The organism is Eikenella sp. NML120348 (genome assembly GCF_001648435.1).
In the GTDB taxonomy this organism is placed as follows: Bacteria; Pseudomonadota; Gammaproteobacteria; order Burkholderiales; family Neisseriaceae; genus Eikenella; species Eikenella exigua.
Map to the genome: position 1 here is coordinate 557,969 of NZ_LXSP01000001.1, position 25,682 is coordinate 583,650.

A 25,682-nucleotide genomic window follows, 5' to 3' on the forward strand; every position below is an offset into this window, starting at 1 on the left:
TCCGTCATTTCAGGCAACCTCAAGCTCCGCAGCCCGCCGTGAACCTGCTACAATCCGCTTCCCTAGCCAACACCTACCAAGGACAAACCATGCGACTCCTCCACACCATGCTGCGCGTCGGCAACCTCGAAGCCTCCCTCGCCTTCTACCAAGAAGTGCTCGGCATGAAGCTCCTGCGCCGCAAAGACTACCCCGAAGGCCGCTTCACCCTCGCTTTCGTCGGCTACGGCAGCGAAGACGAAACCGCCGTGCTCGAACTCACCCACAACTGGGATACCGCCAGCTACGATATCGGCAACGCCTACGGCCACATCGCCATCGAAGTGGAAGACGCCTACGCCACCTGTGATGCCGTGCGCGCCAAAGGCGGCAAAGTGGTGCGCGAAGCCGGCCCGATGAAACACGGCAACACCGTTATCGCCTTCGTGGAAGACCCGGACGGCTACAAAATCGAATTCATCCAAAAACACGGCCGTGAAGATTAAGGCAATAGGAAAACAATAAAGGCTACCTGAATTTTTCAGGTAGCCTTTTCAATGATCGGTTTCAGACGGCCGTAAAAACACCAAACACGCAGGCAGCAATTGCCCATCCCATAGTAGATTCAATTAAATTTCAATACAAAGCAGCGAGCCGCAGACAGTACAGAAAGGAGGCAAGGCAAGACAACGCCGTATCGGAAGTTAAGTGAATCTGCTATATCTCTATTTCTTAGGCAGCCTGCACCCTACTCCGCCAAATCCCTGCACAATCTCACCGCCTCGTCCAGCCGTTCCACGCCGAAGATTTCCAGGCCGGGGAATTCTTTTTTGCTGCGCGGCAGGTTGGCTTTGGGCACGATGGCGCGTTTGAAGCCGAGTTTTTCCGCTTCTTTCAGCCGCTCCTGCCCGCGTGCCACGGGGCGCACTTCGCCGCTTAATCCCACTTCGCCGAAGGCCACCATTTTTTCCGGCAGCGGTTTGTTGCGGAAGCTGGACACCATCGCCAGAATCACCGCCAAATCCGCTGCCGGCTCGCTGATTTTCACGCCGCCCACCGCGTTGATGAACACGTCTTGGTCGAAGCAGGCGATGCCGGCATGGCGGTTGAGCACGGCCAGCAGCATGGCAAGGCGGTTTTGCTCGAGGCCGACGGTGAGCCGTTTGGGCGTGAAGCCGTGCGCGTCGTCCACCAGCGCTTGGATTTCCACCAGCAGCGGGCGGCTGCCTTCCTGCGTCACCAGCACGCACGAGCCGGCCACGTCGTCGCGGTAGCTGGCGAGGAAGATGGCAGAGGGGTTGGACACGCCTTTGAGGCCGTTTTCCAGCATGGCGAACACGCCCAGCTCGTTGGCCGCGCCGAAGCGGTTTTTGATGGCGCGAATCATGCGGTAGTTGGAATGCTGGTCGCCTTCAAAATACAGCACGGTATCCACCATGTGTTCGAGCACGCGCGGGCCGGCAATCGCGCCGTCTTTGGTGACGTGGCCGACAAAAATCATGGCGATGCCCATCTGCTTGGCCATGCGCGTGAACTGGGCGGCGCACTCGCGCACCTGCGACACGGAGCCGGGCGCGGAGGTAATCTGGTCGGAATACATGGTTTGAATCGAGTCGATGACGACCACGGCGGGCTGGTGCTGCTTCAAAGCAGCCTGCACTGCTTCCAAGCGGATTTCCGCCAGCAAATGCACGCCGTCCGCATCCAGCCCCAGCCGCTGCGCGCGCAGGGCGACCTGTTGCGCCGATTCTTCGCCCGACACGTACAGCACTTTGCGTTTTTTCGCCATCAGGGCAACGGTTTGCAGTAGCAGCGTAGACTTGCCGATGCCTGGGTCACCGCCCAACAAAATCACCGCGCCGTCCACCAGCCCGCCGCCGAGCACGCGGTCGAGTTCGCCCATGCCGGTGGGCTCGCGCGGCACTTCGGCGGCGGTAACTTTGGAGAGTTCCTGCACTTGCGTGGTGTCCGCCGCCCACGATTGGAAACGGGCATTCTTCGGCTCCGGCGCAGCGATGCCTTCCTGTAAGGTGTTCCACTCGCCGCAGTGCGGGCATTTGCCCTGCCACTTGGGCACGGTGCCGCCACATTCGGTGCAGGTGTAGAGGGTTTGGGGGGCTTTGGCCATAGTATTGTTTTCCTTGTATCTTTTATTTTCAGGTAGCCTTTTAGCTATTGGTTGGGGCTACCTGAAAGCTTAGCAGGTTTCTACCAAGCTCAAATCTGTTTTGCTGAAATTCAGCGTGTAGTTGCGCTCGTTGCCGAACTGTTGCACAGGGGTGAAGCCGTATTGCTCGAGCAATTGGATAAGCTCGGTACAGCTGAGTTTATCCGCATCTCCGGCGGCTTCAGAAATGGACAGCAGCCCGTCTGGAGCGAGCAGGCGGTGGAATTCGGCGAGGTAGGCCGCTTGGTCGGCCACCTCTCCTAAAACGGTTACCAGCACGATACGGTGAAATGAGCCGCTGGCAAAGGGGAAGCTGCTGCCGCTGCACAGGTGGTATTCGGCATTGGCGATATGGCGTTTTTCCAACCGACGCCGGGCTTTGGCCAGCATTTCGGGCTGAATGTCGGCCAACACCAAGCTGCCCTGCGGCACGGCGCGAGCGAGTACGGGGCTGAAATAGCCCGGCCCGCAGCCTACTTCGAGAATACGCTGTTGCGGCTGCAACTCGAGCCGGCGCACCAGCTCAGCGGGGGAAAGTGCCCAGTTGCGCAGGGGGATGAGCAGGGTGAAGGCGAGCTGGTGGGGGAAGAGTGCGCCTTTGGCGGTGAGGCCGTGCCAGATAGTTTTGAGGGTGCGGAGCATGGTGGGATTTTCAGGTAGCCTTGATATGGGTTGGGGCTACCTGAAAATAGGGGCAGACAATTTGTTTTCAGGTAACCTTTGCGTATTCGGGCAGACGGATTGTAGCAAACCCTTTGCGCGGCGGTTGGCCCGACAAGGGAAAAGTTCTGCCGCGAATACTGCTGCGACCCTAGGTAATGGCACGGCTGCGGCGATGTGAGGCTTGTTTTTTTATGCCGAACTGGCAATAATGCCGCTCTGCCTGATATATCGGCAAACTGTCCACTTCCCAATTTTCGGCCAATCCGTTGCCATGTGTGATACGGATTGGCTTCAAAAGTAAAGAGAGTATTCAAGCAAATGGCTTTATTGGTACAGAAATATGGCGGGACTTCAGTAGGAAGCCCCGATCGCATTAAGAATGTGGCCAAACGCATTGCCCGTGCCCGTGCCGAAGGGCACGATGTGGTTGTGGTGGTGTCCGCCATGAGCGGCGAAACCAACCGCCTGGTGGCGTTGGCACACGAAATCCAGGAGTTTCCCGACCCACGCGAAATGGATGTGGTGTTGGCCACCGGCGAGCAGGTAACCATCGGCCTTTTGGCCATGGCGTTGATGGACATCGGCATTCCGGCCAAGAGCTACACCGGCTGGCAGGTGTTGGTGCAAACCGATAATTCTCACACCAAAGCCCGCATCGAATACATCGACGACAGCAAAATGCGTGCCGATTTGGCGGCAGGCAAGGTGGTGATTGTGGCCGGCTTCCAAGGCGTAGATGCCGAGGGCAACATCACCACGCTGGGGCGCGGCGGCTCCGATACTTCTGCCGTGGCACTGGCCGCCGCACTCAAAGCGGACGAATGCCAAATCTACACCGATGTGGACGGCGTTTACACCACCGACCCGCGCGTGGTGCCCGAAGCGCGGCGCATGAACACCGTATCATTTGAAGAAATGCTCGAATTGGCGAGCCTGGGCAGCAAAGTGCTGCAAATCCGCTCGGTAGAATTTGCCGGCAAATACAAAGTGCGCCTGCGCGTATTGAGCAGCCTCACCGATGGCGGCGAAGGCACCCTGATTACTTACGAGGAAGACCCCAACATGGAAAAAGCCATTGTATCCGGTATCGCATTCGACAAAAACCAAGCCCGCATCAACGTGCGCGGCGTTCCCGACAAGCCTGGTATCGCCTATCAGATTTTGGACACAATTTCCGCCGCCAATATTGAAGTGGACATGATTATCCAAAACGCCGGTGAAGAAGGCACCACCGATTTTTCCTTCACCATATCGCGCGGTGACTACCGCCACACGCTCGAGCTTTTGCAAAGTGTGCGGGAAAGTGTTGGCGCATCCGATATCCACGGCGACGACACCGTGTGCAAAGTTTCCATCGTCGGCATCGGCATGCGCTCGCACAGCGATGTGGCCGCCACAATATTCCGCACCCTGGCCGAGGAAAACATCAATATCCAACTTATTTCCACTTCCGAAATCAAAGTTTCCGTGTTGATCGACGAAAAATACCTCGAACTCGCCACCCGCGTGCTGCACAAAGCCTTCGGCCTCGACCGTCAGCAATAACCGCCCTACCCCGCAGCCCCTCCGGCACAGGGTATTTTTTTACATTGTAAAAACCAAATTTTCATTTTCAGGTAGCCTTTAGGAGGAGAGGCTACCTGAAAACACAACTAAAACGTGGCAAGAGTAAGTTGGCGTTGCTATGCCGACCTTTTATTTATCCGCCCTAGCCCGTATTCCGAGTAAAAAAATTTTATCTTTTTGTAAACTATCCATATTCACAAACCACTCTATCCCCGTCGCCACAAAGGCTACCTGAAAACCCTTCCGTTGTTTCCACACACCGCCAGCCAACCTACCCAAACACAACAAAACCTAAAATAAATCAACAGAAAACAACACCCCCTCAACTAAACTGCAACCCGCTACACCTAGGCTACCTCCGCCATTTAACCTCAACCGCTTCACCACTGCGTATACAAACAAACAGAGTGTCGGCAAATTTCCTCCTACCACGCCCAAGCTACTGCCACATTGTCTAAACCTTGCAATGCAGTAAAATAGTATTTTCCTAACCGTCCCCAAGCAGGAAAGACTTGCCATGAACATCGAAAAAGACACCGTAGTAACTCTGCATTACGAAATGTTTGATGCCAACAACCAGCTAATCGACAAAACAGAAGAGCCCATCGCCTACCTGCATGGCGGTTACGACGGCATTTTCCCGCTGGTGGAAGAAGCGTTGCACGGCAAGACCGTGGGTGAAGAAGTGGACGTAACCCTTTCCCCCGATGATGCATTCGGCGAGCAAGACCCCGAATTGGTGCGCCTTGAGCCGCTCAACGTCTTCCCCGTGGAAGTGGAAGTGGGCATGATGTTTGAAGCCGACGACCCCGAAACCGGCGACACCCTGGTTTACCGCGTAACCGACATCGCTGACGGCAAAGCCGTGGTGGATGGCAACCACTCGCTGGCCGGCATGAAACTGCGTTTTAAAGGCAAAGTAGCCGAAATCCGCCCCGCTACCGCCGAAGAACTCGCCCACGGCCATGCCCATGGTACACACAGCCATCACCACTAACTACCGTATTCGTACAAACAGGCGGGTTGCCACAAGTTGCCACAATAGGCAGCCCGCCTGTTTTTTCTTTCAAAGTTGGAGGCCGTAAACTTTAGCTTCGCAGAAACTCCGCTGTACTTCGTTTTAACTTCGTTGAAACCGCACTTTCAGGTAACCTGAAATCTTTTGGGCTACCTGAAGCAAGCCAAACAAAATATCGGCATAGCAAAGCCGACCGATAACCAACACACCACACAAAAGGCTACCTGAAACCTTTCAGGTAGCCTTTCACATCACAAACAAGCATTACTCAAACGGGCGCACCGGCATCCCGAACATCGCGCGGGCGGTGTTCAACATCTGGCAAGAGAAGCCCCATTCGTTGTCATACCAAGACAACACTTTCACCATATTGCCGTTGGAAACTTTAGTCAGCGTGCTGTCAAATACAGAAGCCTGGGTGGTGTGGTTGAAGTCGGAAGATACCAGCGGCAGGGTGTTGTAGCCCAGCACGCCTTTCAGATCGCCCTCACTGGCGGCTTTCACTAGTGCGTTGATTTCTTCCACGCTGGTATCGCGGCCGGCTTCAAAGGTTAAATCCACCAGCGAAACATTGATGGTGGGCACGCGCACGGCGAAGCCGTCGAGCTTGCCTTTGAGCTCGGGCAGCACCAAGCCCACGGCTTTGGCAGCGCCGGTTTTGGTAGGAATCATGTTTTCCACTGCGCTGCGGGCGCGACGCAGGTCTTTGTGGCACACGTCGGTGAGCACTTGGTCGTTGGTAAAAGCGTGGATGGTGGTCATCAAGCCTTTGGCAATGCCCATGCCATCGGCCAGCACTTTGGCCACGGGTGCCAGGCAGTTGGTAGTGCAGGAAGCATTGGATACAACGGTCATCCCGGGTGTGAGTACTTGGTGGTTCACACCGTATACGATGGTGGCGTCTACATCATCACCGCCAGGCGCAGAAATCAGCACTTTTTTCGCACCAGCTTTGATGTGTGCCGAGCTTTTCTCTTTGCTGGTAAAGGCACCGGTACACTCCAACACCAAATCCACACCCAACTCTTTCCACGGCAGATCGGCCGGATCACGCTGAGACAAGAAGCGGATTTTGTCGCCGTTCACAATCAAATGGGTTTCGTTGTGCGACACCTCGGCGGCAAAGCGGCCGTACACTGTATCGAATTTGGTCAGGTGAACGTTGGTTTGTAAATCGCCACCGGTATTGATGGCGACGACTTCAAACTGGTCGCGCAAGCCGTATTCGTAAATAGCGCGCAACACTTGGCGGCCGATGCGGCCATAGCCGTTGATGGCAATCTTCAAACTCATATTTACACCTTTCGTAGGTTCTAAGAAAACCCCGCGCCAAACAGCCCGGGCAGACACAAAATAACGGATCGTATTATAGCGGCTTTGCTGGTGAAAACCCACCCCTCGCTGTTCTACCCCCCTTTACTTTTCCCCGCCGCAGGGTTAAAAAGGCAGTATCATTTCATTCACACTTCTTTACCGTCAAGGAGCAGTTATGCAAAAAGTAGGATTTGTCGGCTGGCGCGGCATGGTCGGCTCGGTTTTGATGCAGCGTATACGCGAAGAAAACGATTTCGCCCACATCCCCAAAGCCTATTTCTTCACCACCTCCAACGTAGGCGGCAATGCCCCCGATTTCGGCCAGGCCACCAAAACCCTGCTTGATGCCAACAACCCCGCCGAACTGGCCAAAATGGACATCATCGTTACCTGCCAAGGCGGCGACTACACCAAATCCGTGTATCCCCAACTGCGCGAATCCGGCTGGAACGGCTACTGGATCGACGCCGCCTCCGCCCTGCGCATGAATGACGATGCCGTAATCGTGCTCGACCCGGTAAACCGCAACGTAATCGACGCCGCCCTGCAAAACGGCGTGAAAAACTACATCGGCGGCAACTGCACCGTTTCCCTGATGCTGATGGCCCTGGGCGGCTTGTTCCAAAACGGCCTGGTGGAATGGGCTTCCAGCATGACCTACCAAGCCGCCTCCGGCGCAGGTGCCAAAAATATGCGCGAACTCATCAGCGGCATGGGCACCATCCACAGCAAAGTAGCTGCCGAACTGGCCGACCCCGCCAGCGCCATCCTCGATATCGACCGCAAAGTATCCGACTTCCTGCGCTCGCCCGACTACCCCAAAGCCAACTTCGGCGTGCCGCTGGCCGGCAGTCTGATTCCGTGGATCGACGTAGACCTGGGCAACGGCCAATCCAAAGAAGAATGGAAAGGCGACGTTGAAACCAACAAAATCCTCGGCGGCAGCCGCCCCACCATCGTGGAAGGCCTGTGCGTACGCATCGGCGCCATGCGCTGCCACAGCCAGGCCATCACCCTGAAGCTGAAACAAAATCTGCCCGTATCCGAAATCGAAAGCCTGCTCGCCGGTGCCAACGATTGGGTGAAAGTCGTACCCAACACCAAAGAAGCCAGCATGCACGAGCTCACCCCCGCCGCCGTTACCGGCACGCTCACCGTGCCCGTAGGCCGCATCCGAAAGCTCGCCATGGGCGGCGAATACATCAGCGCCTTCACCGTGGGCGACCAACTGCTCTGGGGCGCAGCCGAACCTATCCGTCGTATCCTGCGCATCGTATTGGGCAATTTAGATTGATGGTGTCTTAGCCTCAATCCGACAAACACAGGCTACCTGAAAATTTTCAGGTAGCCTGTTTCGTTACTGCCAGCCATTTCGATCACAACAAATCGATCCTCCTCCCCCCGATTTGCTAGCCTAACACTCTCCATATTCCGCCTCACGAAACCTAAATTTCCAGCCTGGTCAGCCGCTGTTCGTCATTTCACTACGCACTAACACAAACATTTTGCTGCAGCATCAGCCTGCTACCCAACGAACTACCCAGCCTCACACCTCCATGCAACACGGCCTGTTAGATACATTGGCTCACCTTACCGTATTAGCTGTATTACCTGCGGCTCACCGCCTTATCCGGATTTAACCTTAATCCGCGATACCCCGTATCTACCCCTCAAACCAAAGGCTACCTGAAAGCCCAAAACTTTCAGGTAGCCTTTTATCATTCCAGCGGCACTATTCCACCGTTACTGATTTAGCCAAATTGCGCGGTTTGTCCACATCCGTGCCGCGCACCAAGGCGGCGTGGTAGGCCAGAAGCTGCACGGGGATGGTGTGCACAATCGGCGAGAGCACACCCACATGGCGCGGGGTGCGGATGATGTGCACATTGGGGCTGGGCTGGAAGTTACTGTCCAAATCGGTAAACACAAACAGCTCGCCGCCGCGCGCACCCACTTCCTGCATATTGGATTTCACTTTGTCCAGCAGGCTGTCGTTCGGCGCAATCACCACCACGAGCATATTCGCATCCACCAGCGCCAAGGGACCGTGTTTGAGCTCGCCGGCGGGGTAGGCTTCAGCATGGATATAAGTGATTTCTTTGAGTTTCAGCGCACCTTCCAAGGCCACTGGGTAGTGGATGCCGCGCCCTAAAAACAGGGCGCTGTTTTTCTCGGCGAATTTGTGCGCCCAAGCGGCAATCTGCGGCTCGAGGTTGAGCGCATGCTGGATGCTGCCGGGCAGCTGGCGCAACTCTTCCATATAAGACTGCGCCTGCTGCTCGGATACATGGCCGCGCATTTTGCCTAGGGTAACCGCCAGCCCGAACAATACCACCAGCTGGGTGGTAAAGGCCTTGGTGGAGGCCACGCCGATTTCCACGCCGGCGCGGGTGTAGAGCACCAGTTCGCTCTCGCGCGGCAGGGCCGATTCCATCACGTTGCACACGGACAAGCTGTGCTTCTGCCCCAGCGATTGCGCGTATTTCAAGGCTTCCATGGTATCCAGCGTTTCGCCGGATTGGGATACGGTAACCACCAGTTGGTCGGGGCTGGCAATCACGTCGCGGTAGCGGTATTCGCTGGCGATTTCCACATCGGTGGGCACTCTGCCGATGGTTTCCAGCCAGTATTTGGCGGTGAGCGCGGCGTAGTAGGAAGTGCCGCAGGCCAAGATTTTGATGCTGCGGATGTGTTCGAACACTTCCCGCGCTTTGGCACCGAAGTTTTCCGGCTCGAAGCCGCCGCCGAGGAATACTTCGGCGGTGTCGGCAATCGCCTTGGGCTGCTCGTGAATTTCCTTCTGCATGAAGTGGCTGTAAGGGCCCAGCTCCAGCGAGGTAAGCGACAGCTCGGACACACGCACTTCGCGTTTGGCCTCCTGCCCGCTGCGGTCGACAAGGCGGCGGATGCCTTCGCTGCCCAATTCGGCAATATCGCCGTCTTGCAGATACACGATACGGCGCGTGAAGGCCACTACGGCAGAAACGTCTGATGCGGCAAAGGTTTCGCCCTCGCCCAAGGCCACCAAGAGCGGGCAGCCCATGCGTGCCACCACCAATTCCGCCGATTTGTCCTGCGCCATCACGGCAATCGCATACGCGCCGTGAAAACGCGCACAGGCAGCCTGCACGGCGGCAAACAGCCGGTGCCCGTTGGCGGTGTATTCGTGGTGCACGCTGTGAGCAATCACTTCCGTATCGGTTTGCGATTCAAACACATAGCCTAAGCCTTGCAGGCGGGTGCGCTCTTCCTCGAAGTTTTCGATGATGCCGTTGTGCACCACCGCAATCAGGCTACCTGAAATATGCGGATGCGCATTGGGCTCGGTTACGCCGCCGTGGGTAGCCCAGCGGGTGTGGCCGATGCCGATGTGGCCGCACAGGCCGGCTGCCTTGGCTGCGTCTTCCATCTGCTGCACGCGGCCCACGCGGCGCACGCGCTCGATCACGCCCTGCTCCGTGCCCACCGCAATACCGGAAGAATCATAGCCCCGATACTCCAGCCGCTTCAGGCCGTCGGTGAGAAAATCCACCACATTTTGCTTGGCGCGCACCGCGCCCACAATACCGCACATTGCAAAGCCCTTCTATTATTTGGTTGCCAGCCGCCGAAGCGGCAAAAAATCGGGCAGATTATAGCAAACCAGGCCGCCATCCAGGCAGCCCGATTCTCCAATATTGCTTGTTTTAATACGAAGCCGACACCATCTTACCGTTTCTAAAATTCTGCTGATATAAAATATTGCCGTTGATGGCATAAGTGGTGAGCACCCCGTTTTGCGGATGGGCGCGGAAATCATACAGGCTCTCGCGGGTGAGCAGCATGGCATCGCTGCGCTTCTGCCCGCTCTCGTAAAAATCCTGCACCAAATAACCCCTGCTCTGGCGGCTCAGCAGCTGGCGGTAGTAGCCGCCCTTCACTTCGTTTGGCACCGCCTTGCCCTGCGTATCGAAATACGTTACCACCTGCTCCTCAATAATGCGCAAACCACCCAAATCCTGCACATTGCTGCCATTATTCCGGCTGCCCACCGGAATACTCAAGCCCGTGCCCAAGCCAAGATGGCGGCCGGCAAAGCCCAAACCCAGCAGCACATTGCTGCCCGAACAGCCGGCTAACAGCGCAACGCAGGCGGCAGCCGCAAAATTCCGTTTTTTCATCATCATTCCCCCTTAAACCCAATCAAAATCAATGCCCGATTATAACCCGTTTGAATAAACCGATATAATGCTCCTCTTCCCATTTTTCAGGTAACCTCATCCCATGATCAGCAAGCTCACCGGCAAACTCATCGAAGCCATCCCCCCGCAAGTCGTTATCGACGTAAACGGCGTCGCCTACGAAGCCGACGTTTCCATGCAAACCTTCTACACCCTGCCCCCCGTGGGCGAAACCGTCTCGCTCTACACCCAGCTCATCGTGCGCGAAGATGCCCACCTTCTCTTCGGCTTCGGCAGCCACAGCGAACGCAACACCTTCCGCCAGCTCATCAAAGTGAGCGGCATCGGCGCCAAAACCGCGCTCGGCATTCTTTCTGCCATGAATGCCGACGAACTCGCTGCCGCAATCGCCGCCGAAGACATCAAACGCCTCTCCTCCGCCCCCGGCATCGGCAAGAAAACCGCCGAACGCATGGTGCTCGAACTGCGCGGCAAACTCACCGCCTCCGGCAGTGCCCAAGCCCAGCCCGCCGCCCAAGCAGGCGATAGCAGCGAAGACATCGTCAGCACCCTGCTCGCCCTGGGCTACAACGAAAAAGAAGCCCGTGCCGCTGCCAAAGGTATCCCGCCCGACACCGAAGTGGGCGAAGGCGTGCGTTTAGCCCTGAAAAACCTGCTGAAATAAACAGATAAAGGCTACCTGAAATTTATCGAACCATTTTCAGGTAGCCCCTTTATGGCAAATCAACACACAGCCCAAGCAAAGCGAGCCAATGCCGCAGCACAAAGTTAAGCTAATTGGCGCCGCCCACCCAAAGGCTACCTGAAACCCAGCGCAAAGGAACCCCCACCATGCCCCGCATCGGCCTCTTCGGCGGCACCTTCGACCCCATCCACAACGGCCACCTGCACATCGCCCGCAGCTTTGCCGACGAGCTGGATTTAGAAAGCGTCATCCTCCTGCCCGCTGGCGACCCCTACCACAAAACCATCCCCCGCACCACCGCCCACCACCGCCTCGCCATGGCCGAAATCGCCGCCCAAGCCGATTCCCGCCTCGCCGTGAGCGACTGCGATATCGTCCGCCAGGGCGCCACCTACACCCACGACACCGTGCAAATCTTCCGCCAACACTTCCCCGCCGCCGAGCTATGGCTGCTCATCGGCATGGACAGCCTGCTGCAACTGCACACCTGGCACCGTTGGCAAAACCTCGTGCGCCAATGCCGCATCGCTGCTGCCCCCCGCCCCGGCAGCAACCTCACCCAAGCTCCCGCCCCACTCCAAAGTTGGCTAGCCGAAGCCCTGCCTCAAGGCCGCCTACACATCCTGCAAGCCGAGCCGCTGCCCATCAGCTCCAGCCAAATCCGCCAACAGCTCGCCACCGAACACACCAGCCCCGACATCCCACCCGCCGTACTCGGCTACATCCGGCAACACCAACTGTATTGCCATACCGGCGTATAACTTCAGGTAGCCTTTTCCCCGCGTCAAGCGATAAAATGCCACCCGTTTTCCACCCTACTCAAGATTCAAGGATCAACATGCAATTCCATCTCCATTCCACCACCCTGCCCGCCGACCAAGCCACCCGTCTGTATTTGTGCACCGCCGCCCCGGCCGATGAAACCGCCGCCCTGCTCTACGGCACGCTTACCGAAAGTGAACCTTTCGCTGCCGCCCGCATTCCCGTTAACGGCGGCTTTGCCGACACCGCCGTGCTCAAGCTCGACAACACAGAGCGCGACACGCTGGCCAAAGCCTTCCGCCATGCCGCCGGTTGGGCACAGAAACAGCCTGCGCTCGCCATCGACTTGAGCGCCTTCTCCGCCGCCGAATTGGCCGATGCTCTCAATGTGCTCACTACCGCGCTGGGCGAAGCCGTGTACCGCTTCGACCGCTTCAAAAAAACCGCTAAACCCGCCGCCTTGCAACAAGCCGATTTCTACGCCCCCGCGGCCGACCAATCCGCCCAAGATGCGCTCGGCTGCGCCCAAGCCCTGCTGCACGGCATCAATCTGTGCAAAGACCTCGGCAACACCGCCGGCAACATCTGTACGCCCACCTATTTGGCCGATACCGCCCGCGCCGAAGCCCAAGCCGCCGGTGCGTCTGCCAAAATCCTCGGCGCCGACTACATCCGCGAACACATGGGCTCGTTCTGGTCGGTAGCCAAAGGCAGTGCCCAAGAGCCGCGCTTAATCGAGCTTTCCTATTTCGGTGCGCCCGATAAAAACGCCGCGCCCGTCGTGCTGGTGGGCAAAGGCGTAACCTTCGACAGCGGCGGCATTTCCCTCAAGCCCGGTGCCGAAATGGACGAAATGAAATTCGATATGTGCGGCGCCGCCAGCGTGATTGGCACCTTCATTGCCGCCGCCCGCGCCAAACTGCCCATCAACCTCATCGCCGTTGCCCCCGCCTGCGAAAACATGCCCGATGCCGCTGCCAACAAACCCGGCGACATCGTAACCGCCATGGACGGCACCACCATCGAAGTCCTCAACACCGACGCCGAAGGCCGTCTGATCCTGTGCGACGCCCTCACCTACGCCGCCCAATTCAAGCCCGCCGCCCTCATCGACGTGGCCACCCTCACCGGCGCCTGCGTCATCGCGCTGGGCAGCGCCGCCAGCGGCCTGGTGGCCAACAATCAGGAACTGGCCGACAGCCTGCTCGCAGCTGCCCGCCAAAGTGGCGATAAAGCCTGGCAGTTACCCTTGTTTGAAGAATACAGTGAGCAGCTCAAATCCAACTTTGCCGACCTGCAAAATATCGGCGGCCGCCCCGCCGGCACCCTCACCGCCGCCGCCTTCCTCGCCCACTTCACCAAAGAACAAACCTGGGCGCACCTCGACATCGCCGGCACCGCCTGGAAATCCGGCAAAGAAAAAGGTGCCACCGGCCGCCCCGTGCCGCTTTTATGGCAATACCTCTGCAACCTAGCCAGCGTGTAAGGCAGTAGCCATAAATTTCAGGTAGCCTGTGGCCAGAGGCAGGCTACCTGAAACCTAACTCCCACCAAACCAACCTTATCCTCACTGCCACCCTCAGTGCCGCCCATGCTGCACCTATCAACGAAGCCCAACTCGGCGGCCACTGGCGCTGCATCACTGAATACCCCGACATCTACGCTACCGTTACCGACAGTCTCACCCTACGCCTCAACCACCACGCCGGCTGCATCGGCGACTATACCTTCCGCCGCTAAGGCCTCAACTTCGGTTCCCGGCAAAGCGACAACGGCACCTAATTGTCCAACGACACCCCAACCTTCATCTGGAATAGCAGCTATGCCCGCCCGCAGCACGATGCTGCCATCCGCCAAGCCATCGGCAACGATCCTGAGCTCCGCAACATAGAGCACCGCATCGCCATCATCCTCGATAGTGATCACCAGGCCAAAACCATCACTCCGCACATCGACAGCCTTGACACCGACACCATGCTTCAAACCCAAATCGACGACCAAACCGGCAAAGAAATGACACAATGCCCCCTGCCGCCGCCTACCAAACTGAAGCGTTGCCCAAACCGGTAGGGTGGCTTCAATTCTCCCATGCCAGGAAAACACTAAGCTCATTTATTTACACCCACTCTGTTTTATTTTCCATTTTTCAGGTAGTATCCCATCCCGAAAGGCTACCTGAAATATAATTCCCTTCACAACTCAAGGATTTTCATGAAAAAACTACTTCCCCTCCTACTTGCCCTCTCCGCCCTGCCCACTGCGCTCTATGCCGCACCGGCCGATGATGCTGCGCGTATTAGCACGCTAGAGCGGCGCATTGCCAGTTTGGAAGCGCGTATCGCCGTGCTGGAGCGCAATCAGTCTGCCCGCAACAGCGGCGTGCGCGAAGTCATCATTGAACACCGGGCAGGCCGCAATACTGCTTATGTGTGCAGCGTTACCCCGTTCCGCAAAACCTATGAGGCCACCAGCCACAATGAAGGCCTTGCCCGCGCCCAAGTCCGCCGCGCCTGCCAGGCTGAGCAAAATGCGATTTTCTGCACGGATTCGGATATTCAGTGCCGCCGTTATGATTGATTCAGACAGATGTAGCTATAGCCAATTAAATGACAATCGATACAAGGCGGCGAGCTGCAGGCAGTACAGCTAGTACGGCAAGGTGAGCCAACGCGGTATTGGAAGTTAAGTTGATTGGCTATACAAGGCTATAAAAACAGGCTACCTGAAAGCATAGCTTCAACCAAGCTAGATCTTTCAGGTAGCTTCTTGACTATTGGCAAAATGTTTTCAGGTAGTCTTTCTATCCTGAACCGCAAACTTTTCATCAGCCATTTCAAGCCAACGCACCCCAAACGGGCGCAAACCCACCAGCAGCGCCCCTGCATTCTCATTTCTGCCACACATACAAAAAGGCTACCTGAAATTTTTCAAGTAGCCTTTTCTCTCCAATATTCAAACCTGCCTTATGCGCCCAAGAACCAGAATTTCAATGCCCACAGCACGGCCACGCCCCACACCATCGGCGGCACGTCGTGGGATCGGCCGCAGCACAGTTTCACCAAGGCATAGCTGATGAAGCCCATGGCGATGCCGTCGGCAATCGAATAGGAAAACGGCATAAACACCATGGTAAGGAAAGCGGGGGCGGCTTCAGTCATGTCGTGCCAGTCGATTTCGGTGGCCGAGCGCATCATGTGGATGCCGATATACAACAGTGCCGGCGCGGTGGCGAAGGCGGGCACAGCTTCAGCTAGTGGTGAAAACCACAGGCAGGCGAGCATCAGCACGCCCACGGTAACGGCAGTGAGCCCGGTACGACCGCCTGCAGCCACGCCGGAGGCGCTTTCCACATAAGGCGTGGTAGAGGAAGTGCCCAGCGCCGCCCCAGCCACGATGGCCACGGAATCGGCAAACAGGGCTTTTTTCAAGCGCGGCAGCTTGCCGTTTTCCAACAGGCCGGCACGGTGCGCCACGCCCACCAGCGTGCCGGTGCTGTCGAACAAATCCACCAGGAAAAATACGAAAATCACCGCAATCAGGCTACCTGAAAACAGATGGTTGAAATCCATCTGCATAAAGGTGGGCGCCACGCTGGGAATGGCCGACACCACACGCTCGAAGCGGGTAAGCCCCAGCGGCATAGCCAGCAGGGTAACGCCCAAAATGCCGATGATAATGGCACCGCGCACACGGAAATAATCCAGCACCACGATGATGAAAAAGCCCAGCAACGCCAAGAGCATCGGCCAGTTCGGCGTATACACGCCCGGCTGCCCTTCCACCGGCAAGCGGAATTCGCCCATGTGCACCAGCGTGGCCTCATTGCCCACCACCACGCCCGAACCTTTAAGCGCAATCAGCGCCAAAAACAGGCCGATGCCGGCGGCAATCGCCATTTTCAGGCTCATCGGCAGCGCGTTCACCAGCATTTCGCGCACTTTCAAAAAGCTGAACAAAATAAAGATGATACCGGACACAAACACCGCCGCCAGCGCCACCTGCCACGGCACGCCCATGCCTTTGACCACGCTGAAGGTGAAATAGGCATTCAGCCCCATACCGGGCGCCAGCGCAATCGGATAATTGGCCAGCGCGCCCATAATCAGGCAGCCGATGGCGGCGGAAATGCAAGTGGCCACGAACACCGCACCGAAATCCATCCCCGCCTGTGACAAGGTGTGCGGATTCACCACGATGATGTAGCACATGGTGAGGAAGGTGGTGAGCCCCGCCATCAGTTCGGTGCGGATGGTGGTTTTGTTTTCGGAAAGTTTGAAATAACGGTCTAGAAAGGATTGCATGATGTTTCGGATTGGGTTGGGAAAAGTTGTTCGTTACGGTTCTACTACGCTCAGTATCTTTCAGGTAGCCTCAGTGGTTAGCCGCGCGGCTGGCGTACGGTTTTATCCATCCAATCAAACAGCTCGTCTAAGTCGTAATCGCCGCTGTGCGGTACGTCCCACGGCAATGCGAAGTCCACCCGTTTGCCGCTGTTTTGCAGCTTGGCGGTGAGGATGGCGGCTATGGCCAGCGAGGTATCGCTATCGGCCGTGCCAACGCGGATACGCCAATGCTGTGGTGCGGTGTGGCGGCTAATGTAGTGCATCGGGTTCATCAGCTTCACCGTCTGCGGGTCGGCCAAGGTGGCTTGCGCATTGGCACGGTGTTGGTAGGAGAAGGCGGTGAAGTGCTGTTTGTCGGTGGTGGCGGTGCCGAACAGTTGGTTTTCGCCGCTGCTCAAATCCAACGCATCGAAAGCAGGCGGGGTTTTCTGGCGGCCGGCGGCGCGGGCATAGGCGGCAAAGTCCACGGCACTCACTTTGCCGTTGCGGATAGTGAGCCAGTTGCGGCTGCTCAAGTCTTTACCTGCATCTAGCTGGCTTTGGGCGGAGCGGCGCAGGAAGGAGGCAACATAGTTTTTAAAGCTGCCGTTTCCCTGCGCGTCTAACAGCAGTACCCGGCCTTGCGGATCACGCAGGCGCAGACTGTTCACATAGGCTGGGAATTGGGCTTTAAGGCTACCTGAAATTTGGATTTGCTCGTTGGTGAGCGTACCGTTTACCAATTTGCGTTCAACATGGTAATCGATCATCGAAATATCCATTTTTTGGTAGTCATTCACACCATTAAACTGCCATTCATAGGCAGCATCAGCATGATCTAAAATGGAAATCGGGCAATAGGCGGAAACGGCGAAAATATGGTCTTTGGCCGGAGCGGCACCAAGCTGTTGCAGATAGGGCTCGTAGTCGGCTTGATTACCGCTGGCACCGAGCAACACAGATAAAGCACCGCCCGCGCTGGTGCCATTAGAGATGATTTTTTCAGCATCACCTGCCATCACCGCATCGTTAAACCGCAGGTAACGCACGGCTGCTTTCAAATCGACAATGGCAGCGGGTGCTTTGCCGGTGGCGGCGGTGCGGCCGCGCGCGCCAGGCGAGGCCACTACATAGCCTCTAGCCAAAGCAGCCTGCATGGCGTCACCTTGCCCTTCTTTGCTTGAGCCGAAACCACCCTTCCCCGGCACACCGGCTTTGGCCGGCATATAGCCGCCGATTTGGTTGGGCAGGAAAATGGGCGCGGTTTGCGCGGTGTAGCCGTTGATGCTGCCACCGTTGAAATAGGCTTCGGGGATGTAGATATTGATGGTTTGATAAGCACTGTCGGCCGGATTAGCCACATACACGATATTTTCATAAGCACGATAAGCCACGGTTTGGCCGTTCACTACGGTGCTTTGGCGGGTGTAGGTTTGAGTACGGAAATCGAGGCTATGTACTTGGCCGGCCTGCACGGTTTGTGCCATGCCGCTGCCGCAAGCCAACGCTAAGATACCGACCAACAGGGTGGGTTTGAATTTCATCATGTCATCCCTTTCTACATGCTCGAAAAGCGTGATTGTACGCCTAAAATGCTAACAGGCTACCTGAAAACGAGTCTCCGAAAGATGACGGGTTTCTATGAAACTAAAATCTATGGATGCGTTTTTCAGGTAGCCTATTGCTTACTCCACCAACTCGCCGCGTAACGAGAAAGTGAAGGCTTCGGTGATTTCGATCTCTACCATTTGATTGATGAGCGACACATCGCCGGTAAAGTTCACCACGCGGTTATTCGCCGTGCGGGCTTGGAGCTGGTCGGGATCTTTTTTGGAGATGCCTTCCACCAAACAGCGCTGCACTGTGCCGAGCATGATTTGGTTGATGCGCGCCGTTTCCGCTTCAATCACTTCGTTCAGCGCTTCCAAGCGGCGCACTTTTTCTTCGTGCGGCGTGTCGTCGGGCAGGTTGGCCGCGGGCGTGCCGGGGCGCGGGCTGTAAATAAACACGAAGCTCAAATCGAAGGCGATGTCTTTCACCAGCTTCAGTGTTTGCTCGAACTCGCGCTCGGTTTCGCCGGGGAAGCCGACGATGAAGTCGCTGCTCAGGCATAAATCGGGACGGATGGCACGCAGTTTACGGATGATGGATTTATATTCCAAGGCGGTGTAGCCACGCTTCATCGCACTCAATACGCGGTCGGAGCCGCTCTGAATCGGCAAGTGCAGGTGCGACACCAGCTTGGGCAGGTCGCGGTAGCATTCGATGATGGCATCGGAAAATTCGCGCGGGTGGCTGGTGGTGAAGCGCAGGCGTTCGATGCCGGGAATTTCATGGACGATGCGCAGCAAGGTGGCAAAGTCGCAGATTTCACCGTTGTCCATTTCGCCGCGATAAGCGTTCACGTTCTGCCCCAACAAGTTGATTTCTTTCACACCTTGCTGCGCCAGACCGGCAATTTCGGTCAGCACGTCGTTAAGCGGGCGGGAGAATTCTTCGCCGCGCGTATAGGGCACCACGCAGAAGCTGCAATATTTGGAGCAGCCTTCCATGATGGAGATAAACGCGCTGCCACCGTCCAAGCGGGCAGGCGGCAAGTGGTCGAATTTTTCGATTTCTGGGAACGATATATCCACCTGCGAATGGCCGGTGGTTTCTTTATCCACAATCATTTGGGGCAGGCGGTGTAGGGTTTGCGGGCCGAATACCACGTCCACATAAGGCGCGCGCTCGATAATTGCTGCGCCTTCCTGCGAGGCGACGCAGCCTGCCACACCGATGATCACATTGGGATTTTTCTGTTTGATGGGTTTGATGCGGCCGAGGTCGGAAAACACTTTTTCCTGCGCTTTTTCGCGCACGGAGCAGGTGTTAAACAGAATGATGTCGGCGTTGTCCGGCTCGGCAACCTGCTCGATGCCGCCGTGTTCTTCGGCGAGAACAGCAAGCATTTTGTCGCTGTCGTATTCGTTCATTTGGCAGCCGAAGGTGCGAATATAAACTTTTTTCATGGTTTGTTCTTCTTTGGTGTCCCGTAATTGCGGGGCTGATGATTTGCGGAGGCGGCATTATACGCAGTACGCCGTGGGATGAAAAGGCGGAGTTAAAACAAAATGATGTAGTATGATTTAAGGCTACCTGAACTCCTGCCAAATCGAAGAAGTTCAGGTAGCCTTTTGAGGCCAAACCAGCGCTGCATAACAAACGGCAGGTTGGCACACACCAAGGCCACCAGCAACAGCAGATACATGGCCGCAGTCATCGCCCTGCCCAATGTCGGTTTAGAATGTTTTTAGTGCATAACGCGTCTTTCGATTTAATCGAAACGCATTTAGACATAACCGGAAATAGAGAAGCCTTTGCAGAAGGAGTGGCCAACGAAGCCGTAGTTGGCAAGGATGTGGCACAAGTCGGGATGATTTTCGAAGACGATGCTGTACGGCGTGTGTCATCTCCACCGCAGCAAGCCAAGCCGGAGGTTACCGGCCACAGCGAACCAATGCACACATAGTTGAGCACAGTATCCCCACTGGGGATTATGAACCCTTTAATTCAGAATGCATTCTGCTCCCATTCCAGTGCTCCTTTTTTTCCATTCATACACAAAGCCTACGCCGAGCACGGCGATGAAGACAAACATCGACCAGAAGGCAAACTTCCTCAACTGCGCCAACAAATCTTTGAACACCTCTGCCCATGGAATCATAAATTCCGCTTCCAAATCGAACAGGATGAACAAAATCGCCATCAAGCAATAACGCACATCAAACTTCATGCGCACATTTTCAAACTCCTCAAAGCCGCATTCAAACGGCTGGTCTTTTTCAGCATGGTGGCGCCTGGTGCCCAGCAGGATACATGGCACGCCAGCAATCAGACCAACTAAAATTAAAGATAAGTACGGAAAAATAGTTAGCCGACATAGATTGCACTCTGAAATATACATAAAAATGCAGGTAAAACCATCTCATATTAGAACTAAATTCTTACCACATTCAAAGTAAGTAGGATAAAAAGTATAATGTTACTAATATAGTATATGATGATAATGATTTTTTATATTAGAATAACGCAAGCAAAAACCCTTTGCCCTCCATACAGTTTTGATTTAAATCAATGTCATAAGTTTGGCCATATAAAATGTATGGATATAGCGCATGATTTCCCTGCCGCAGGCTACCTGAAAGCAGTTTGTCGCCTCAGTGCAAAAACGTGTAGAATACGCTGGTTTGCTATTGATGCCAGATTGGGGCGCCAAACTTATGGATCCTTCCGGTTCCCATCCGATTTTGTTTTCCCTTATTTATTCTTCCTGATTTCTCCCGTGCGCCATTACCGTGATGCACGGTAAGGAGTGCGCATGCCTACCCTACTGCCCTCTTCCGAACAACCGCAGATCGACACCGGCCGTATTCACGAACTGGCCGATGCCCTGCTGCCGGTGTCCAACACCATCCGGCCCGAAAGCGTGCTGGATAATCCCTATCTCAACAGCTGCCTGGCCGAGCTCATCGAAATTCTGCACGAGCTGCATCCAGCCGATATTGCCGCCGTACTCGAATCACTGCCGCTGCAATCGCGCCTGTTAGTGTGGAAACTGGTTGAACCGGAGAGCGACGGCACTATTCTGCTTGAAGTATCTGATGCCGTCCGCGAATCTCTGATTGAAAACATGGAGCGGCAGGAAATCCTGGCTGCCGTGGAAGACATGGACGTGGACGACTTGGCCGAGCTGGCCGACGATCTGCCGCGCCAAGTCGTGGCCGAAGCCCTGCAATCATTGGATGAAGACGAACGCGCCAAAGTACAGGCCTCCATGTCGTTTGCCGACGACCAAGTGGGCGCTATCATGGACTTCGAGTTGGTGAGCATCCGCGCCGATGTTACCTGCGAAGTGGTGATGCGCTACCTACGCCGCTTCGAGAGCCTGCCCGACCACACCGACAAAATCTTCGTGGTCGACGAAAACGACGTACTGCAAGGCGTGCTGCCCATCCGCAAGCTCCTCGTGGCCGACCCCGACGAAATCGTCGAGCACATCATGGCGCGCGATATTGTGCGCTTCCGCCCTGAAGACAATACCGAAGAAGCCGCACAGGCGTTTGAGCGTTACGACTTGGTAACCGCGCCCGTGACCGATGCCGATGGCAAACTCATCGGCCGCCTGACCGTGGACGAAATGGTGGACGTGATTCGTGAAGAAACCGAAGCCGATATGTTGAACATGGCCGGTTTGCAGGAAGACGAAGACCTGTTCGCTCCCGTGCTTGATTCCGTGAAAAACCGCTGGATATGGCTGGCCATCAACCTCTGCACTGCCTTCCTCGCCAGTCGTGTGATTGGCGCATTCGAAGGCAGCATTGCCCAAATTGTCGCCCTGGCCGCGCTAATGCCGATTGTGGCCGGTATCGGCGGTAACTCCGGCAACCAAACCATCACCATGATTGTGCGTGCCATGGCCATGGGACAGCTTTCAGGTAGCCAGGCGCTGCATCTGCTGCGCAAAGAAGTGGGGGTGGCACTGATCAACGGCGTGATTTGGGGCGGCGTGATGGGCGTGGTGGCCTGGCTGCTGTATAAAAACATCGGCATCGGCCTGGTGATGGTAGCCGCCATGACGCTAAACCTGCTGCTCGCCGCCACCGTGGGCGTGCTGATTCCGGTGATCATGGATAAACTCGGCCGTGATCCGGCACTAGGCAGCTCGGTACTGATTACCGCCGTTACCGACTCCGGCGGCTTCCTGATTTTCCTCGGGCTGGCTACAATCTTTTTGCTTTAACACCAGGTTCAAATTTTCAGGTAGCCTTTTCCTACTACACAAAGGCTACCTGAAAAATTGAGCGGCAGAAAACTTATAGCTGCAACAATGATGTTTCATACAAGGCGGTGGTCCGTAGGCAGTACTAAGTAGTACGGCTAAACGAGCCAACAAGGCATGAAGAAATAAGTATTTTAGTTATCCTCCACCATACGGCGATAGCCACTTCAATTAAAAAAGGCTACCTGAAACCTCTCGGCACTTTCAGGTAGCCTTTCTCTTTAACTCAATACAACTGGCTAATGCCCCGCCTCCATCTTTGCCACCTCATGCGGATTAAGACGGGCATGGTCTTCCTGCCCCAAGCCGACCAGTCGGCGCAGGCGGGTCATGTAGAGGTTCACATCCAGCCCCTGCCCGTTGCGCTGCGCACTCCAAATGGTTTCGGCCAGCGCGTCCATCACATCGTGTTCGGCGCGTACCCAGTCGCCAGCATAACGGCCTTGCAGCTTATGGTGGATGGCGCGGATGCCGGGCGGTTGGTCGATGTCGCTCTGTTCCTGTATCGAAAGGTGCAGCGACAGATGCAGGAAGGGATTGGTCTCGCCCTGCTCCGGCGTCCAGTTGCAGCGAGGCAAGGCATTGCCGCCATACGTCGGCAAAAAAGCGGCGCACGTCGTGGGTGTTTACATCATACATTTCAGCTAGCCTTTGGCGCCTAATCGCGGATAACCAAGGTTTTTGCCAACATATCCTGCCCAGTGCGGCGGTTGCCGTCTTCCATAAACATCATGAGGATGCAGGCAGCGGCCACCACCAAGGATAGCATGCCACCGATAAGCGGGATGAATTTCAGCAAGATGGCCAACGGCAGCAGAATGACGGCTTCGCGCAACAGAAGGTATTGCACCAAGCTGGGCTCGCTGCCGTCTTCGCTAATCACACGAATGCCCATAATGCGTTTGCCCAGGCTCTGCCCGCTATTGGCCATCAACATGGCCTGCCCGATCACATAGGCAAGCATCGCGCCATAGCCGATGAGGGCAGGGTTGCCGAAATTGCTGCCAAATAGGCTGCCGACTAGGCCAACAATAAAGCCGACACCGATGGTAAACAGCAGTAGCATCAACAGGTTAAATGCTGCTGCAGCTATCCGCCGCCACGGCGCCGCCAGCTCTACATTGATGCCGTCTTCGTCAAACGGTTCGTCTTCCAAAACGGCGGAACGGAAAACTTGTTTGATCTCTTCGCCTATCTGACTATTGAAGTTTGGTTTACGAAAATCCCGCATAATTTTTCCTTTCTGATTAGTCTGACGGTTTGCTTACGGGGCTACCTGAAAACCTGTCTCCTGCTGTTTTCAGGTAGCCTGAATGCTGCTACTGATACCGTTGACCATTATGCTCCAACCAGCCATCCGCATGACGGCCGGCCGGGTCGTGGTGCGTCCAGTGGATCACGCCGCCTTGGGCGTTGTATTCGTATTTGCCGGAAAAGCCCACTGTATCGCCGCGCTGCAAACGCGGAATTCGCGGCGCGAGGTCGATATTGTGTGCCACCAATACGGTTTGGCCGTTGGAGAGTTTCATGATGAAACGCTGGTGGCGCGAACCTTGGGTGTCGTCGGGCAGAGTGCGGTGCACTTTGCCGCTGCCGCTCACCTGCACATCGCTGCGCTGCTCGGCAAAAGCTTGGGCAATCAGTTCGGCACCGTCTGTAGCACCCGACTTGGCAGAGGGTTGGGTAGCGTTTCGGTGTGGTACACGCGCCTGTTCGACTACGGCGGTTTGCGGCTGTGCCGCACCCTGCTCCGGCTTGGATTTTGGCTGTTCGGCAAAGTGGAAATAGGCGGCGATGCCGAGCAACACCAAGAGCCACAGCCATTTGTTTTGTTTCTTATTCATTGTTGTTTGAATTAGTTAGCAGGCTACCTGAAAGTTTGAGCTTATGGAAGTTGCGTTTTAGCTTCGCAGAAACTCCGCTTCCTTCGGAAACTCCGTTTTCAGGTAGCCTCAAACAGGTTAATCGTCGTGCCGCACATCGGGCAAGAGCAGGCTCAGGAGAATCGCCAGCAGCGCGCACAAGCCCACACCCGCAAAGCTGAAACTGCCCAGCTTCATTTCCATGCCGCCCACGCCCACGGTGAGCACCGAGCTCACAATCACCAGGTTTTTCGGCTGCATCAGGTTTACCTGCGCATCGATCAGCGTTTTCAGTCCCAGTGAAGCAATCGTGCCGAACAGCAGAATCATCACCCCGCCCATCACCGGCAGCGGAATCGAAGCCAGGAAAGCATTAAATTTGCCGAAAAATGCCATGCAGATGGCGAAGATGGCCGCCCAAGTCATGATGGCCGGATTGCTGTTTTTGGTAAGCATCACCGCGCCCGTTACCTCGCCGTAAGTGGTTACCGGCGGGCCGCCGATCAAGCCGGCCACGCACACGCCCAGGCCGTCGCCAGCCAGCGTTCTGTGCAGCCCCGGCTCGGTGGCATAATCCTTACCGGTTACCTTGCCGATGGCCATGATGCCGCCGATATGCTCAATTGCCGGGGCAATCGCCACCGGCAGCATAAACAGTGCGGCCTGCCAATTCACCTGCGGCGAATGGAAATGCGGCACGGCAAACCACGGCGCGGCGGCAATCGGCGCGGTATCCACCATACCCATGGCCAAGGCCATCAAATAGCCGGCCGCTACCCCGATTAAAATTGGCACCAGTTTCATCATCTTGCTGCCAAACACCGCCACCATCACGGTCACCGCAAAGGTGAAACCAGAAAGCAGCAGCGAATGGGTGTAATCCAACACTTGATTGCCGCCGGCCTGGCCCATCGCCATGCTGCTGGCCACCACGGCCACCGAAAGCCCGATCACCATAATCACCGGCCCGATCACCACCGGCGGCAGCAATCGGCTAACCATCGGCAACCCGAAATACTTAATCAGCGCGGCAAACACAAAATACATAAAGCCAGCCGCAAACAGCCCGAACATCGTGCCGCCCATGCCCCATTCCTGCATGGCATAGATAATCGGCGCGATAAACGCAAACGACGAACCCAGAAAAATCGGCACCTTGCGGCCGGTCAGCGCCTGAAACAGCAGCGTACCGATGCCCGCACCCAACAGCGCCATCGCCGGGTTCAACCCTGTGAGCAGCGGCACCAGCACCATTGCGCCGAAGGCCACAAACAAAATCTGCGCCCCCGCCACTGCGGTTTTAAAAGATTGGAACATGTCTCCTCCTCGAAAAATTCAGTCG

General features: G+C 56.1%; 23 protein-coding genes and 3 pseudogenes. 10 read left to right on the plus strand and 16 right to left on the minus strand.

Going from position 1 to position 25,682, the window contains the following annotated elements:
• The first annotated feature begins 89 nt into the window (after positions 1-89).
• Entirely contained in the window at positions 90-485 is a 396-nt protein-coding gene (gene gloA / locus A7P99_RS02650; protein WP_067527965.1) for a lactoylglutathione lyase, read from the plus strand.
• Positions 486-727: 242 nt separating this feature from the next.
• On the opposite strand, the gene radA is transcribed toward gloA, so the two are convergent.
• Positions 728-2,107 (minus strand): DNA repair protein RadA, encoded by a 1,380-nt coding sequence (radA, locus tag A7P99_RS02655; protein WP_067686428.1) that lies wholly within the window; start codon positions 2,105-2,107, stop codon positions 728-730.
• A 69-nt stretch (positions 2,108-2,176) separates the two neighbouring features.
• The gene (locus tag A7P99_RS02660; RefSeq protein ID WP_067447138.1) at positions 2,177-2,788 is read right to left on the minus strand and encodes a class I SAM-dependent methyltransferase; all 612 of its coding nucleotides are present in this window, start codon (positions 2,786-2,788) and stop codon (positions 2,177-2,179) included.
• A 339-nt stretch (positions 2,789-3,127) separates the two neighbouring features.
• Between A7P99_RS02660 and A7P99_RS02665 the strand changes: the two genes are divergently transcribed.
• Together A7P99_RS02665 and A7P99_RS02670 are read left to right on the plus strand one after the other, a co-directional pair.
• Complete coding sequence (locus A7P99_RS02665; protein ID WP_067527859.1) at positions 3,128-4,354, plus strand: aspartate kinase; 1,227 nt, start codon at positions 3,128-3,130, stop codon at positions 4,352-4,354.
• Between the two features lie 538 nt (positions 4,355-4,892).
• Positions 4,893-5,372: a peptidylprolyl isomerase gene (locus A7P99_RS02670; RefSeq protein ID WP_067686429.1), complete on the plus strand. Its 480-nt coding sequence runs from the start codon at positions 4,893-4,895 to the stop codon at positions 5,370-5,372.
• Positions 5,373-5,657: 285 nt separating this feature from the next.
• Here the strand turns inward: A7P99_RS02670 and gap are convergent, their stop codons facing one another.
• The gene (gene gap / locus A7P99_RS02675) at positions 5,658-6,686 is read right to left on the minus strand and encodes a type I glyceraldehyde-3-phosphate dehydrogenase (RefSeq protein ID WP_067447143.1); all 1,029 of its coding nucleotides are present in this window, start codon (positions 6,684-6,686) and stop codon (positions 5,658-5,660) included.
• A 196-nt stretch (positions 6,687-6,882) separates the two neighbouring features.
• On the opposite strand from gap, the gene asd reads away from it, so the two are divergent.
• Positions 6,883-8,001, plus strand: coding sequence for an aspartate-semialdehyde dehydrogenase (asd, locus tag A7P99_RS02680; protein ID WP_067686430.1), 1,119 nt, complete (start codon positions 6,883-6,885; stop codon positions 7,999-8,001).
• A 438-nt stretch (positions 8,002-8,439) separates the two neighbouring features.
• Here asd and glmS read toward each other — a convergent pair whose 3' ends face one another.
• Both glmS and A7P99_RS02690 read right to left on the minus strand, forming a co-directional pair.
• Positions 8,440-10,281, minus strand: a complete 1,842-nt coding sequence (glmS, locus tag A7P99_RS02685; RefSeq protein ID WP_067686433.1) for a glutamine--fructose-6-phosphate transaminase (isomerizing) — start codon at positions 10,279-10,281, stop codon at positions 8,440-8,442.
• A 112-nt stretch (positions 10,282-10,393) separates the two neighbouring features.
• Positions 10,394-10,873 carry a NemA protein gene (locus tag A7P99_RS02690; RefSeq protein WP_082880657.1) on the minus strand — a complete coding sequence of 160 codons (480 nt, stop codon included), beginning with the start codon at positions 10,871-10,873 and terminating at the stop codon, positions 10,394-10,396.
• 97 nt (positions 10,874-10,970) lie between these two features.
• Here A7P99_RS02690 and ruvA point away from each other — a divergent pair, with 97 nt between their 5' ends.
• The 5 genes from ruvA (at position 10,971) to A7P99_RS02715 (ending at position 14,912) form a co-directional block, all read left to right on the plus strand.
• Positions 10,971-11,552 (plus strand): Holliday junction branch migration protein RuvA, encoded by a 582-nt coding sequence (ruvA, locus tag A7P99_RS02695; protein ID WP_067447151.1) that lies wholly within the window; start codon positions 10,971-10,973, stop codon positions 11,550-11,552.
• 167 nt (positions 11,553-11,719) lie between these two features.
• Positions 11,720-12,334: a nicotinate (nicotinamide) nucleotide adenylyltransferase gene (gene nadD, locus A7P99_RS02700; protein WP_067447153.1), complete on the plus strand. Its 615-nt coding sequence runs from the start codon at positions 11,720-11,722 to the stop codon at positions 12,332-12,334.
• Positions 12,335-12,411: 77 nt separating this feature from the next.
• Positions 12,412-13,821 (plus strand): leucyl aminopeptidase, encoded by a 1,410-nt coding sequence (locus A7P99_RS02705; RefSeq protein WP_067527863.1) that lies wholly within the window; start codon positions 12,412-12,414, stop codon positions 13,819-13,821.
• A gap of 296 nt (positions 13,822-14,117) precedes the next feature.
• On the plus strand, positions 14,118-14,405 hold the full coding sequence (locus tag A7P99_RS02710; protein WP_067447157.1) for a hypothetical protein: 288 nt from the start codon (positions 14,118-14,120) through the stop codon (positions 14,403-14,405).
• A gap of 141 nt (positions 14,406-14,546) precedes the next feature.
• Positions 14,547-14,912, plus strand: coding sequence for a hypothetical protein (locus tag A7P99_RS02715; protein ID WP_067447160.1), 366 nt, complete (start codon positions 14,547-14,549; stop codon positions 14,910-14,912).
• A 386-nt stretch (positions 14,913-15,298) separates the two neighbouring features.
• On the opposite strand, the gene A7P99_RS02720 is transcribed toward A7P99_RS02715, so the two are convergent.
• From A7P99_RS02720 to A7P99_RS02740, 7 genes and pseudogenes are all read right to left on the minus strand, one after another.
• On the minus strand, positions 15,299-16,636 hold the full coding sequence (locus tag A7P99_RS02720; protein WP_067527866.1) for an NCS2 family permease: 1,338 nt from the start codon (positions 16,634-16,636) through the stop codon (positions 15,299-15,301).
• A gap of 77 nt (positions 16,637-16,713) precedes the next feature.
• Positions 16,714-18,204, minus strand: a complete 1,491-nt coding sequence (locus A7P99_RS02725) for a subtype B tannase (protein ID WP_067527868.1) — start codon at positions 18,202-18,204, stop codon at positions 16,714-16,716.
• A 138-nt stretch (positions 18,205-18,342) separates the two neighbouring features.
• On the minus strand, positions 18,343-19,668 hold the full coding sequence (gene miaB / locus A7P99_RS02730) for a tRNA (N6-isopentenyl adenosine(37)-C2)-methylthiotransferase MiaB (RefSeq protein WP_067527870.1): 1,326 nt from the start codon (positions 19,666-19,668) through the stop codon (positions 18,343-18,345).
• Positions 19,669-19,760: 92 nt separating this feature from the next.
• On the minus strand, positions 19,761-19,919 hold the full coding sequence (locus tag A7P99_RS10380; RefSeq protein WP_231863705.1) for a DUF2818 family protein: 159 nt from the start codon (positions 19,917-19,919) through the stop codon (positions 19,761-19,763).
• 69 nt (positions 19,920-19,988) lie between these two features.
• Positions 19,989-20,066 (minus strand): hypothetical protein, encoded by a 78-nt coding sequence (locus A7P99_RS09560; protein ID WP_369799378.1) that lies wholly within the window; start codon positions 20,064-20,066, stop codon positions 19,989-19,991.
• 31 nt (positions 20,067-20,097) lie between these two features.
• Positions 20,098-20,209, minus strand: a pseudogene (locus A7P99_RS09565) (NADH-quinone oxidoreductase subunit B); the annotation flags it as partial.
• Positions 20,210-20,603 (minus strand): annotated as a pseudogene (locus A7P99_RS02740) (NADH-quinone oxidoreductase subunit A). It abuts the pseudogene before it with no gap.
• Between the two features lie 414 nt (positions 20,604-21,017).
• On the opposite strand from A7P99_RS02740, the gene mgtE reads away from it, so the two are divergent.
• The gene (gene mgtE / locus A7P99_RS02745) at positions 21,018-22,439 is read left to right on the plus strand and encodes a magnesium transporter (RefSeq protein ID WP_067447170.1); all 1,422 of its coding nucleotides are present in this window, start codon (positions 21,018-21,020) and stop codon (positions 22,437-22,439) included.
• Positions 22,440-22,717: 278 nt separating this feature from the next.
• On the opposite strand, the pseudogene A7P99_RS09570 reads toward mgtE, so the two are convergent.
• The 4 genes and pseudogenes from A7P99_RS09570 to A7P99_RS02765 form a co-directional block, all read right to left on the minus strand.
• A pseudogene (locus tag A7P99_RS09570) lies at positions 22,718-23,117 on the minus strand (DUF1841 family protein).
• A 19-nt stretch (positions 23,118-23,136) separates the two neighbouring features.
• Positions 23,137-23,709, minus strand: a complete 573-nt coding sequence (locus A7P99_RS02755; RefSeq protein WP_067447173.1) for an RDD family protein — start codon at positions 23,707-23,709, stop codon at positions 23,137-23,139.
• Positions 23,710-23,797: 88 nt separating this feature from the next.
• A complete protein-coding gene (locus A7P99_RS02760; RefSeq protein ID WP_067686438.1) occupies positions 23,798-24,322 on the minus strand; it encodes a DUF3465 domain-containing protein in 525 nt (174 codons plus the stop codon).
• Between the two features lie 117 nt (positions 24,323-24,439).
• Entirely contained in the window at positions 24,440-25,657 is a 1,218-nt protein-coding gene (locus A7P99_RS02765; protein WP_067527874.1) for a uracil-xanthine permease family protein, read from the minus strand.
• Positions 25,658-25,682: the final 25 nt, after the last annotated feature.

Bases quoted from the DNA above. Each gene is read 5' to 3' on its own strand.
- ruvA (WP_067447151.1), top strand. From the start codon at position 10,971: ATGATCAGCAAGCTCACCGGCAAACTCATCGAAGCCATCCCCCCGCAA.
- A7P99_RS02720 (WP_067527866.1), bottom strand. From the start codon at position 16,636: ATGCAATCCTTTCTAGACCGTTATTTCAAACTTTCCGAAAACAAAACC.
- gloA (WP_067527965.1), top strand. From the start codon at position 90: ATGCGACTCCTCCACACCATGCTGCGCGTCGGCAACCTCGAAGCCTCC.
- A7P99_RS02705 (WP_067527863.1), top strand. From the start codon at position 12,412: ATGCAATTCCATCTCCATTCCACCACCCTGCCCGCCGACCAAGCCACC.
- miaB (WP_067527870.1), bottom strand. From the start codon at position 19,668: ATGAAAAAAGTTTATATTCGCACCTTCGGCTGCCAAATGAACGAATAC.
- A7P99_RS02755 (WP_067447173.1), bottom strand. From the start codon at position 23,709: ATGCGGGATTTTCGTAAACCAAACTTCAATAGTCAGATAGGCGAAGAG.
- radA (WP_067686428.1), bottom strand. From the start codon at position 2,107: ATGGCCAAAGCCCCCCAAACCCTCTACACCTGCACCGAATGTGGCGGC.
- nadD (WP_067447153.1), top strand. From the start codon at position 11,720: ATGCCCCGCATCGGCCTCTTCGGCGGCACCTTCGACCCCATCCACAAC.
- asd (WP_067686430.1), top strand. From the start codon at position 6,883: ATGCAAAAAGTAGGATTTGTCGGCTGGCGCGGCATGGTCGGCTCGGTT.
- A7P99_RS02760 (WP_067686438.1), bottom strand. From the start codon at position 24,322: ATGAATAAGAAACAAAACAAATGGCTGTGGCTCTTGGTGTTGCTCGGC.
- A7P99_RS02765 (WP_067527874.1), bottom strand. From the start codon at position 25,657: ATGTTCCAATCTTTTAAAACCGCAGTGGCGGGGGCGCAGATTTTGTTT.
- mgtE (WP_067447170.1), top strand. From the start codon at position 21,018: ATGCCTACCCTACTGCCCTCTTCCGAACAACCGCAGATCGACACCGGC.
- A7P99_RS02715 (WP_067447160.1), top strand. From the start codon at position 14,547: ATGAAAAAACTACTTCCCCTCCTACTTGCCCTCTCCGCCCTGCCCACT.
- A7P99_RS02725 (WP_067527868.1), bottom strand. From the start codon at position 18,204: ATGATGAAATTCAAACCCACCCTGTTGGTCGGTATCTTAGCGTTGGCT.
- A7P99_RS02670 (WP_067686429.1), top strand. From the start codon at position 4,893: ATGAACATCGAAAAAGACACCGTAGTAACTCTGCATTACGAAATGTTT.
- gap (WP_067447143.1), bottom strand. From the start codon at position 6,686: ATGAGTTTGAAGATTGCCATCAACGGCTATGGCCGCATCGGCCGCCAA.
- A7P99_RS10380 (WP_231863705.1), bottom strand. From the start codon at position 19,919: ATGACTGCGGCCATGTATCTGCTGTTGCTGGTGGCCTTGGTGTGTGCC.
- A7P99_RS02665 (WP_067527859.1), top strand. From the start codon at position 3,128: ATGGCTTTATTGGTACAGAAATATGGCGGGACTTCAGTAGGAAGCCCC.
- glmS (WP_067686433.1), bottom strand. From the start codon at position 10,281: ATGTGCGGTATTGTGGGCGCGGTGCGCGCCAAGCAAAATGTGGTGGAT.
- A7P99_RS02690 (WP_082880657.1), bottom strand. From the start codon at position 10,873: ATGATGATGAAAAAACGGAATTTTGCGGCTGCCGCCTGCGTTGCGCTG.
- A7P99_RS02660 (WP_067447138.1), bottom strand. From the start codon at position 2,788: ATGCTCCGCACCCTCAAAACTATCTGGCACGGCCTCACCGCCAAAGGC.